Source organism: Pseudomonas syringae group sp. 247E2 (assembly GCF_032587795.1).
Taxonomy (GTDB): domain Bacteria; phylum Pseudomonadota; class Gammaproteobacteria; order Pseudomonadales; family Pseudomonadaceae; genus Aquipseudomonas; species Aquipseudomonas amygdali.
The window spans coordinates 846081-857685 of sequence record NZ_JAWHPK010000001.1 but is presented as its reverse complement, the minus strand read 5'-3'; the positions used below and the strand labels follow the sequence as shown (position 1 = coordinate 857685).

Here is an 11605-nt window from a genome sequence, read left to right as displayed (position 1 = left end):
AACCATAAGTCGGAAGCGTTCATCAGTAACCATCCGGGCAACACACCTTCCCGACACCGTCGCTTAAGGCTTTGAGGCTTTGAGACGTTAAGCCATTGTGCTCCTGCTAGAGCTGACTCACCCAGCGACGCAGCTTAGACTCGACTGCTCAAAGCGAGCGGGAGGCTTAGATATGGCTATAGCCTTGATCGAGCACAAGGCCTGCGGCCTCTCGCTTTAACGTAATGGAGAAGGTACGGCGTTGTTTGGTCACCGGACACCTCTATCTGGCGATATTCTCGCCTAAATTATTGTGCGGAATCATTAGATCACTACGCCAGGCTCAGCGCGCAATCCTGGAATAGGCCATAGGTACATACCTCACCCAGCCAGCTGGAATTGGCTGGGCGTGCTCTCGGAACGCTTACGATTCATGATAACCGCTAGCTGCGGGCTATGCCTGAAGCCTTTTGATCTGTACAAACATTGCTATCAGAGCATCAAAAGCCATCTATAAAAAAATGAAAAATCGAGGGTAAAGATGAATCGCCTATTTCATGCTGCAGCGTTTGCAAGCGCCATGATGATCGTTGCAGCCCCCGCCCAAGCCCGTATTACACAATTGGAGATCCTGCGGACCGAACCCGCTTTCGGAGGCGAAAGCTTCGGGAATACAGGGGCTTACGAACGCGTCTTTGCGCGTGCTCATGGTGAATTAGACCCAAAAGCCTCTGGAAACAAGATTATTCAAGATATCGAACTTGCACCCCGTAACGGGCGCGGGATGGTTGAATACACGACTGATGTTGCAATCCTGCGTCCCGCTAACGTGGCCAAATCGAATGACATTCTTCTATTTGATGTGCCAAATCGAGGCTCCAAGCGCGCGATGTTATTGTTCAATGCTGATATGCGGGGTAGTCCAGCAGCGTTCAACAACTTCGAAATCGCTGGGGACGGTTTTCTACAGCGCCAGGGTACGACGCTGATCGCGTTTGCCTGGCAGAGTGACGTTGCACCGGGCGACAACCGCATGATGGTGCAATTGCCGACGGCCATAAATACTGATGGATCGCCGGTAACAGGTGTGGTGCGCAGTGAGTTGACCACGCTCTCACCGACCGTCAGCCTCAACCTGTCCGCAGGTTGGTTCACCTCCACGCCGCCTCATACGAGCTACAAATCGGTTGAAACCAACAATACCAAAGTGCTCGCGGATGGCTTTCGTCCGACGTTGACGGTGCGTTCGCGGGCAAATGCGCCCAGGCAGGAAATTTCAGTGAATGACTGGAAGTTTGGCGATTGCAATACGCCGAGCGAAACCCGGATATGCCTACCCGCTGGTTTTCAGCCCGGTAAGCTTTACGAGCTGATTTACCGGGCCAAGGAGCCGGCGGTAATGGGTATTGGTTTTGCTATCGCACGGGATGTTGGTGCGTTTTTCCAGCAGGCGGAGCATGACGATGCCGGTGTGCCCAACCCTGTAGTGCATGGGCCTAAGGTCAAGTCGATTATCACGGGCTCATCACAATCAGGGCGATTCATCCGCAGCATGATCGCGCTGGGGTTCAACCGTAGCGAGGAAGGTCATCGGGTCTATGACGGTGCGATGCCGCATATCGGTGGCGGCCTGATGCCGCTCAACATCCGATTTGCTCAGCCTGGCCGGGCGTGGGGCCAGCAGGTCGATCATGACTACCCTGCTTACGATTTCCCGTTTACCTATGGCCGGGAAACCGATCCCATTACCGGACGCTCGCAGGGTTTGCTGGATCGCTGCAACGATAACAACACCTGCCCTCTGATATTCCACATGGCAACGGCCCTTGAACTTTGGGAGGGACGCCAGTCGCTTGGCCTTACCGACCCACTCGGCTTGCGCGATACACATGAACCGGAAAACGTCCGCACTTTTATTATGGCAAGTACACAGCATGCCCCGCCGTCTTTGCCACTCCCGGCTAACCCACCCTTTGGGCTTTGCCAGGTTCAATCAAATCCAAACCCACACACCTGGACAATGCGCGCAGCGTTCATCAACCTCGTCGGCTGGGTACGTGATGAGACAACACCGCCCGCTTCGATAAAGCCCTCTGTGGCGGACGGCACACTGGTGCCGGCGGACAGGGTCAGTTTCCCGCTCATCCCCGCGACCAATTATGGCGGCGTCACGCGCCCCGCGCTCCGCTATACCGGTGCCGTCAATAGCCTGCAAGTGCTTGATTTTGGACCTGGTTTTCGTCCCGAAGACAGCTCTGGAATTCTCACCAACGAGCCGCCGAAATCGGGGGTTGGCAGTTACGGCCTCTTGGTACCTCAAGTGGATGCAGACGGAATTGATGTGGGTGGCGTTCGGGATGTGTATCTGGGTGCTCCCATCGGGACTTACACGGGTTGGAACACCTTCAGGCCCGAGTTTTTTGATGGCGGCTTTTGCAACTTCCAAGGCAGCTTCCTCCCGTTTGCCACGACGAAGAAAGAGCGAATCGTGGCCGGAGACCCTCGCCCTTCCCTGGAGGAACGCTACCCCACGAAGGAGGCTTATGTGTCTGCAGTGAGTAAAGCTGCAGACTCGCTGGTTGAAGCGCGGATGCTACTTCCTGAAGACCGTGAGCGGCTTGTGAAGGAAGCACAGGAGAAAGGTGTGCGTGTAGGGCCTTGAGCAGGGGTGACCAATTGACCACTACAAAGGAGGAATACATGGACTTTCTGTTTCAGATTGCTTCTGATGTGATAAGGGATGGTCTCGGGATTGAACTCATCGACGCGACTGGGCAGGTGTGTGCTGAGGTGTTCCGATGTGATGCTAACAACACTTTAACCATCTCGTTGTTCACCGAGGACTTGCCGTATGTGCAGGTTGAGGAGCTAGTGTACGTGCACGGAAAACATTAGGCTCCTATGAGGATGGAACACCTTTGCCTCCCCCTCTCACCCACAAATGTGCTTAACACACAGGAACTTGGCTATCACCGCACCATGGGCACTGCTCGATTCTACCCCTCCCGACCGGCCGCATTGGGTCGAAAGCGGTCATCTACGGCCGATGGCTATCAACCCGAAGCGGTAGGTCGCGCAGGCAGCACTTCAGGCATCGTCGTGAATCGGCTGACGACAGAGATGAGGATTTATATGACGACAACCGGCGAAGTATATTTTGCAATGTACGGCGACAATTTTGAGCCAGACGAAGTGACGGCGTACGTAGGACTAACTGCGACAAAGATTTTTCGGAAAGCTCCGCGCAGTCCTGACGCGCCCCTGCGTCGAAACTCATGCTGGTCAGTCTCAAACGGAAGGATAGAAAGCGATTTGATCGACGTATACGAAATGTCGGAAGCGTTAGTAACACGACTAGCGCCATTTGCTGCAAAGATTGTTGAGGCAAAAAAGAAGTTTGATCTGAGGTGCGTTTTTCAGGTCGTACTGTGGATTGACCAAGATGAAGAAGCTCCCATGCCAGCTATAGGCTTTGGGTTACCAGTCATTGATTTCATCCACATCGTAGGCGCGACAATAGATATTGATACCTATCGAAATTAGGGCCTTCGAAGCATAGCAATTGGGCAAAATTGGCCTGTGCTCCAAGCTTCATCGCCTTACTACTGGTTTCTCAGATAACTCTGAAGCTAGCCTTTCACCAGGCTAGCTGTCGCGCTACCTTCTGAGTTTTACGACGGTCCTTGTTCACGAGGCAAGGAGTGAAACGGACGAATTCGAACGACTACTTCTGGCCGATTGCTGCCTGTCGTGACTGGCAGCAATCGGCCAAGAGCGGACGTTTATAGAAAGCGCTCATAAGCTTCGATAAACTCCACGCCTACGCTTCAAGGATGGATTTTAAATTGCGCCGGTTTTTAGTTGCTCTATACCTTTGCGTTGCAGCATTTCTTTTTGTCACCCTCAGCATTACTTTCTGGCGTAGCCCATATAGTCTCGTTGTGTTGATCGCCTCCGCCTATGAAGATGGGCTCGTCGTTGGCAAAAATCCTGGCAAAGCCATGATTTGGTATTCACGCGCCGCAGAAAATGGCGATCCTGTTGCTCAGTATAAGCTCGGCCTCATTCATTTCTATGGACGTGGTGTTGATATTGATCGAGCCAAAGGCCTTCAGTGGGTAACTGAGTCGGCCGAACGAGGGAACGCTGATGCCGAGTATTTTATGGGCACCGCAATCACTGCGGGGGTAGCGACTGAGACAGATTTTGGCCAAGCGGCGAGGTGGTTCAGCAAGGCCGCAGAGCAAGGTCATGTTAAAGCTCAACAAAAGCTCGCTTCCCTTTATTTCAACGGCGGCGGCGTTGAAAAAGACGATCAGGAAGCTTTCAAATGGGCCAGCAGGGCAAGTGCTCAAGGCGATGCGGAGGCCAAACTACTTCTGGCTACACTATATTTCTATGGCAAAGGTACTCAGGTAGATCCTCAACACGCAGTGAAATTGCTCACCGAAGCGGCCAACTCCGGGAACAGCCTTGCATACGAAATGTTGGGAGCGTCCACTCTACATGGCACTGGTGTTCCCAAAAATCCTTCCGCCGCATTGCAATGGTATACCCGTGCTGCCGAGGAAGGCAGGGTTAACGCTCAATTCGTCCTTGGCTACCTATACAGCAGTGGCGGTGATGTCGCGTTCAATTACTCACTGGCGAACCATTGGTTTTTAAAGGCCGCAAAACAAGGAAGCGCGCCCGCGATTGTCGCACTCGCCTTTCATCTCGATAATGGGCAGGGTTTCGAACGTAACAAGGTCAAGGCGTGCGGGCTATTGCGTGTGGCGCTGAAACACGAGCTACCAAACAATATGGCAGAGGACCTCCGCGTGCAGCTTAAAGAGGAAGAAAAAGCGCTTTCGGCGCAGCAACTGGCTGACGTATCTGTCTGGGAAGCCCTTTATTCGAGCCCTAAGGGTTTAAGCGAACTAGAAGGTGATGTCACGGAGGTTACTACTCAACCCAACTCCTGAATTCCGCTGATGCTTGAAACACTTGGAAAGCTCTCAGAGTACACAAAAGCCTCTTTCAACAGACTCAGCAGCCAGCTTTAGCCAGTCAGCCTTCTAATGGATATTTTTCGTTGCTGCGGGTTCCAGTTCAACGCTGGTCTCTTTGGTTTGAGCTTTTACTAGCTGATTTTTATAACGATTCATTTTTTACTCAGCGTGTAATCAGTTCTCTTTAGCTGATTATATGCAGGATGCCCAAGGTCCGCTTCTGGTATGTCGTCTCCCAAGTTACGAAAACGATTTCTTTAGGCACCTGAAGGCCAGCAGTGATTGGGAGGGATCGTCGGGGAGGGGCTACTATCGACCCAAAGCGGTCATTAAAAGCAGGCCTGACCAAAAGAGAGTTCGAAGGTCAGACCTTCCTAGCCTAGTCGCCGCTACCCATCAGAATCGATATTTTCCCATGACCCTGAATATCGAAAGAGAAATCCTAGAATACTGGGTACACAGGATGGCCTCTGGTTAGCCAAGATGAAGTTATGGCGCTGGCTTGGTCGAGGCGCACATACTTGAATGGAGTTTCAAGAAGGATCAGGATTTCTGAGCGCTTCGGCGTTATATCTAGTGGGCAATAACTGCCATCCTGTTAGCCAAAGAATTCTGTTCCCCTATGCAGATACCGCAAAGGCATTATTGGTGCGTACGCCTGTGGGGATTAGCTTTCACGAACCAAGCCTTGGTGCCCCCCCCCCCCCCCCCCCCCGGCTTGGCGTTTCGAGTCGTCATCCCGCGCGCAGCCTTGCCATGCCTGTGTGGACAGGGCTTCAGGAGTAATCGGCCAGCCCACTATCCCCACACAAACCAACGCCATTTCCTACAAACAATTAAGGCCTGAAGGTGCAGACAATAAACACTCTAGCGCCTAAGATAAATTCATCCACACTGGATACGATCAAATATTTACTAAAATACGCACGCCTTTAACGACGAAACAATAAGCAACAAAACCACTGCCACACACCAAACAGAAACATGCAACCAACTGGCGTACCTGACAACAAGCACGCGCTGTGCAACTGCGTCAAATATCCGCACTAACGCTTATATAAACACATCAAGAATTAAATTCTAAATTAAAGGAATATCATGAAAAAAGTATTAATCAGCGCCGCAATTGCTACGTGCCTGCTGGGCATGTCCCTGACCTCTCAAGCGGCAGAAAACTGCCCTGCCGTGGAGAAGATCGAGCAGGTCTCACCCGGTGTATACCGGGCGAGCGGCAATGACGGCGAGTGGACCGGCGTGCTGCAAGGCGTTGTAAAAAAGAAAATGCCTGTGCAGTCCTTTGAACTGGCCATCGCTATTCAAGAGAGCGCAGACGCGCCTCAGATGCTGCAATACTGTACCTACAACATCGGTGGGCGCGAGATGCTGGACATGCGCTTCACCGCTAAAAACAATAAGGATTTCACTGTGAAAACTGCAGGCGATACTTGGAAAAAAGAAAATGGTTTTTTGGGTCTCGTCTATAACGTATGTGAAAAAACATCACCTGAAAACTGCAAGTTCACCGTTGTTAAGTAAAACAAGGTGAGCATGTCGCTCTTCAGCGGGCCTGCAATGGCCGGCTGAAGAGTCACTCACGTCAGATCATGCAAATCCTTGCCCAGCGCAGGCATGACCTCGAAATGAGAGAACACCACCTCCAGCGCGCCCGTCGCTGGAGTGCTGAATACGCAGCACATGCAATGAGTGGTGAAACCATTCGCCAACGAGATACCTGGCACATGCTTCACGTGCACCACGGTATGGGTATGATTACGGTGAAGCCAGCGGGGCGTTTCAGTATAGGCCTGTTAAAGCCCACACTCCTTCCTTACAGGCTCGACCATGAGCGAAGCTGGCGGCTTCCCTGTCTGCCGATCTATCACCGCTAACGAACATTGGCCGTCGAAAGATGACGGAGTCACCTTATAGGTCGCTCCCTCCTTAGGAATGAAGCTGCTGACGTTCAAACAGCTTATCTGCACCCAAGTCCGATTGCGATCCTCTAGTCGTTTGACCCCTACAATGAGTGAATTCAGATAAATGCGTTTCTCGGGCTTAATCAGAAAGCGATTCTTTTCAGGGTCGGTTTGAGAGACACCACCCAGAGCGCCGGTCTCATCTGTGTCTTGGCAACGACTATCGTAGTAAGCCCAGTACCCTTGAAACCCTTCGTGGAGAAAGTCAGTTTTACCCCACGCGGCCTCTATCGTGGCGTGGGGCTCCGTCAACTTAGCTTGCTGATAGTGGCCCACACATCCGGTAAGAAAAGCCACGCAAAAAATCAGGACAGGTCTATTCAAGGTCACACCAAGGCAAAGAGGAAAAACACCTGAGGGTATCGACTGCTCATAGTTAAACTACAGCTACTTTCTGTAGAAAGTTAAGGCTGAGGAATCAGAACTATGCACAACTGAGGTCCGAAGGTAGACCTATGCGCAGCCAGCAGTGGCCGGTAAGAGCCTACCGGTAAGCAACTCACGTCAGATCATGCAAATCCTTACCCAGTGCAGGCATGACCTCGAAATGAGAGAACACTACCTCCAGCCCTCCCCGCTCCGGGCTGCAGCACATTGGGCCTACGGCATAAGACTCACTCACGGGAAATGGTGCCAGGCGCAGCAGCGGCCAGCGCAGCCCGTCGCTGGAGTGCTGAATACGCATAACGCCCTTGGCGACGGTGACTCGCAGCCAGACGCAGGATGACGACTCATCAAACGCACCAGTCGCCCAATCCGATTGCCCGCAGGTCAGAACGCTGCCCAGCATCAGGGCTCCGTCGCTGACTTCAACGCCGGTTTTGACCCAGTTGCGCTCGTCAATGCGGACCATCAAGCCCGCCTGATCGTAAAGCGTCTTGAAATCCCCCTGCACATGCACTTGCGCAGTGAAATCACCGGTCACCGAAACACCCAGAAAATGACCGGTGTCGCGGCAGAAACCGTAGTGCGTCTGCTGCCAGAAATCGGTTTGCGGGTCTGTGGTGACAGTCAGGCGCTCTTCCGCCACGTTCCAGTGTCGGGGTTGGTTCAGCCAGATGCCTTTGTCGAACATGTTGCTTCCTGTGTGAACTGCATGCCGAGGACAGATTACTAACCAGATCGTCAGCAGCTATTTTCGTACCATACAGAAATTCTACAGGGCAACATTACTCAGTGGCTGATCATCAAGGCCTGCCCTGAGCTCTCCCGTTGGGGCATGCGGGTTTGCCTTGGTCGGTTTTATGGCCATTGGCAAGGCCATATAGCCCGCACCCTGATAACGCATGCTGTCCTTATACTCCGCGACGCTTCTAGGCGAATGGCCTTGTCGTATTCGTAGGTGATGGTCTGGCCTTTGGCATCCTGACGCCATTTGGGCAGGCCACGGCCATTGCGCAGCAGCTGGGTGGTCTGGCCTTTGCCGTCGGTGTGGGTCAGGACCTGGCCCAGTTCGTTGTAGGTAAAGGTCTCGTGTGTGCCATCCGGGTGGTTGATACGCAGCACTTCGCCGTCGGGTTTGCGTTCCAGCGTGGTGGTGTTGTTCAGTGCATCGGTGACGGCCACCAGGTGGTGGCGCTCGTCATAGCGGTAATGCGTGCTTTTGCCCGAACAGTCCTGAAAGCGCTGCACTTGCGCCAGGTTGTTCCACCACAGGTATTTGGACTTGAGCGTCGGGTCGACGATGGTGTGCGGCAGGCCGTCCTCACCGTTGAGGTATTCGGTCTTGTGGCCCAGCGCATCGATCTCGGCAACGAGGTTGCCTTTGGCATCGTAGTTGGCCTTCCAGGTACTGCCATCTGGGTAATCGACCTGAGTGATCAGCGTCGTCAGGTGGTGGTACTGGTAGCGAATACTGCGGCCCAGCGGATCGGTCTCCTTGAGCAACCGAGCAAACTCGTCGTACTCGAACGCCAACTGGTTGCCATCGGGCAGGGTCAGCCCGGTCATGTTGCCGGTGTCGTCGATCTCGATGACGTAGTGATCGCCACTGTAGTCGCGGCTCGAGGTGACGCGATGGTCCTTGTTGTAATGAATTTCCAGCTCGCGCCCTAGTACGTCGGTGACCCAGGTGGTGCGGGCCTCGCGGTCGTAGCGGAAGTGGAAATGCTCACCATCGCTGGTCTGGTGTTCGACGACACGCGGCTGGCCGTCGATGATTTCCCAGCGGTACTCGCAGGTCAGGCCCAGTGCGTTGCTGTGGCGGGTCATGACGCCATCGGTGTAACTGAAACGGCGCACGGAATCACCGTTGCGGTTGAACACTTCTGCGAGCTGACCGTTGCTGTCGTAGTGGTATTGGACCAGCGTTTCGACAGCCTCATTGTCGACGATGCGCTTGACCGAGGTCAGGCGCGTGGTCACTTCGTCGTAATGCAGGTGCACGCGGATCCCGCCCGTCGCGCTGATGTCGGTCAGCGTGCCTTGTTCGGTACGGGTGAAATGCAGGAAGTGACCGAGCGCGTTTTCGATACGATCCAACGGAACCGGTTTGTTGTCGTCAGGCACTTCGCCGAAGTAGAAGAAGATGTTGTCCAGCGTCTGCAGCAGGTAGTGACCGCCTTGTGTGCAGACCAGATACACCTGTTCGTGAGGGTTGTAGATGCGCTGGCCGGGCGCTATGTCCACGAACGGAACGGTGCGGCCCTGGTTATCCGTAAGGTAGAGGAAGCTGCCGCGCTTGCGCAGGCTTTGCTCCCACGGCAGCACCCAGCCTTTGCCGAGCACGCTGTCGACATTCAGATTGCTGGCGTAAAAACGCGACCATTCGATGGGCATCAGGCCGGGCAGGCTGAAGTCGATTTCATCCGGGATCAGCTTGCGGCCAGTCGTGGTGTCGACCGGATTGCCGCTCAGGCCGCCGATGGCACTGCGCATCACAGGCTCAACCACGTAGCGACTGCCCACTTCGCCGGCGACGAAACCTGCGGTGAACTTCATGGCGCAGGGCAGCACTGCTTTCATGCCCGCCTGCGTTCCGGCTTTGATCAGCTGAGCAATACCGCCCGCCGCGCCGGCCACCGCCATCAGCACATCGACGGTGGTGCGCAGCCAGCCAGGAATTTCGTCGTCTACCGGCAGGTAACGGTACCTGCCGCCGCCGATGAACACGTTGTTGGAGCCGCTGGAGATGGTCGCGCCGCAGGTGAGTTTGTCACCCTTGCGCGCCGCCGCCACGCTGTTGATGAAGACGTTGGTCGAGCCTTCGGCAATCCTGATCGGCCCCGGATGCTTCTCGCAGGCACCGATGCTTTTTTCAACATGCGCCGCCTTGCGGTTGTTGATGTACACATTGGGCGAGGCCGTGAGAATCGTACCGGAGGGGGAGGAAAACATACTCCCTATGGCCTCTCCTGCGGCGGTGAGCAGGCTACCTCCGACGCCTGCTGCAAGTCCTGCCAGAAGAGCCACGCCGAACCCGCACGTGAAGGTCGCGATCGCCACCGTCGCGATGAGCGCAATACCGAGCACAGCTCCGATCAGGAAGCCTCCCAGGGCGCTGGAGTGTGATATTTCGTCACCGAACCGCGCGGCCTCGAACATCGCGCCTACTCCCGCCAGGCCGGAGCAGAAGAAACAATGAGGCAGCCCGATGGGCTGATGATGTATTGCGGCGTTTGATAGTCCATGTACGTTGTCTGTCCTTGAACTCTATCGGTCTACGGTCGGTCAGCGTCAGGCCAACTTCATCTACTGCGACATACTTTACGCGACTGACCCACTGGATTTCTGCGACACAGTTCGAAAAAGATACAACAATCGCATCGTGCCTACTCAAAAAAATGCCGTTTCCTACGCTTCAACCCCACACCCTTGCCACCCTACCCTCACCACGCTAACCTGCCCGCCGCTCGCTGCAAAATCAGCGGCCGGATTTAGCGATCCGTTCTATCCAGGCGTGTCAGCGCCCCACCCACTGCTTCGAGCCAGACTTGAGGCACGTGCTATGGCGGCTGTACGTCGGAGACCTTCGGGTCTGCCGGTTTCCTGGATACCGGTTCGCTAACCTTCGTACAGCTGCCACCCATTCGTTTAGCGACGTCTTGTGGCAGTCTCATATCCAGGAGCTGCACCCATGTTCAACGTAACCCCCTGTACGCCACGAACACCCCACTTCGAAGCCACCCTATTCCTCCGTCACAGCCGCATGCTGCGCGCCATTTTTACTGATGCCCAGGCATGGTTTTCCCTCGCTGACCTCGCCCGTCTGATGGGCAAGGCGCTGGACGAGCGTGCCACGCTCAAGCTTGATGCCGATCAGCGTCGCGAGGTCTGGTTGCAGGCCAATGGCGAATGCCAGCGGCAGCTGATGATCAGCGAATCCGGCGTGCTGGCGTTGCTGGTTCATCATTACGTGCCGGAAAACCGCGCGTTGCGTCAGTGGCTGACGCATGAGGTGCTGACGGTGCTGCATGGTCAGCAGAACTTCACGCTCGATAACCCCAGAATGAGTCAGTTGCAGTGGCCGGGCACCTCGCTGAGCGTGCTGCACTGGCGCAGTGAAACCTGGATTCGCTTACGGGACATGCCGAATGTGGTGACCGAGGCAGCACCCCAGCCGAAGCGGGCAATATGGCGCAGGGTCTTGGGGCGGATTAACCGCATACGTTCTGCGGCCTGACACCGGACAAACAGCGTTGACACCCCGCCCGCCAAAAA

General features: G+C 54.7%; 6 protein-coding genes and 4 pseudogenes. 6 read left to right on the top strand and 4 right to left on the bottom strand.

Features of this window, described 5'->3' with window-relative positions; all coding sequences use genetic code 11:
- Positions 1-43: 43 nt before the first annotated feature.
- Positions 44-253: pseudogene (locus tag RYC18_RS03900) on the bottom strand (transposase); the annotation flags it as partial.
- Between the two features lie 267 nt (positions 254-520).
- Here RYC18_RS03900 and RYC18_RS03895 point away from each other — a divergent pair.
- The 5 genes and pseudogenes from RYC18_RS03895 to RYC18_RS03875 all read left to right on the top strand — a co-directional run bounded on the left by RYC18_RS03895 (position 521) and on the right by RYC18_RS03875 (position 6506).
- On the top strand, positions 521-2641 hold the full coding sequence (locus RYC18_RS03895; protein WP_316883381.1) for an alpha/beta hydrolase domain-containing protein: 2121 nt from the start codon (positions 521-523) through the stop codon (positions 2639-2641).
- A 38-nt stretch (positions 2642-2679) separates the two neighbouring features.
- A pseudogene (locus RYC18_RS03890) lies at positions 2680-2930 on the top strand (hypothetical protein).
- Positions 2881-3522, top strand: coding sequence for a DUF4279 domain-containing protein (locus tag RYC18_RS03885; protein WP_316883379.1), 642 nt, complete (start codon positions 2881-2883; stop codon positions 3520-3522). Before RYC18_RS03890 ends, RYC18_RS03885 begins: the two are co-directional and overlap by 50 nt.
- Before the next feature lie 290 nt (positions 3523-3812).
- Positions 3813-4943, top strand: coding sequence for an SEL1-like repeat protein (locus RYC18_RS03880; RefSeq protein ID WP_316883378.1), 1131 nt, complete (start codon positions 3813-3815; stop codon positions 4941-4943).
- A 1125-nt stretch (positions 4944-6068) separates the two neighbouring features.
- Positions 6069-6506: a DUF3757 domain-containing protein gene (locus RYC18_RS03875; protein ID WP_316883377.1), complete on the top strand. Its 438-nt coding sequence runs from the start codon at positions 6069-6071 to the stop codon at positions 6504-6506.
- 56 nt (positions 6507-6562) lie between these two features.
- Here the strand turns inward: RYC18_RS03875 and RYC18_RS03870 are convergent.
- From RYC18_RS03870 to RYC18_RS03860, 3 genes and pseudogenes are all read right to left on the bottom strand, one after another.
- Positions 6563-6640: pseudogene (locus RYC18_RS03870) on the bottom strand (DUF1349 domain-containing protein); the annotation flags it as partial.
- Between the two features lie 805 nt (positions 6641-7445).
- Positions 7446-8021: a DUF1349 domain-containing protein gene (locus tag RYC18_RS03865; protein ID WP_016980518.1), complete on the bottom strand. Its 576-nt coding sequence runs from the start codon at positions 8019-8021 to the stop codon at positions 7446-7448.
- Positions 8022-8254: 233 nt separating this feature from the next.
- Positions 8255-10489: pseudogene (locus tag RYC18_RS03860) on the bottom strand (DUF6531 domain-containing protein); the annotation flags it as partial.
- Positions 10490-11021: 532 nt separating this feature from the next.
- Between RYC18_RS03860 and RYC18_RS03855 the strand changes: the two are divergent.
- Entirely contained in the window at positions 11022-11567 is a 546-nt protein-coding gene (locus RYC18_RS03855) for a Bro-N domain-containing protein (protein WP_316883374.1), read from the top strand.
- Positions 11568-11605: the final 38 nt, after the last annotated feature.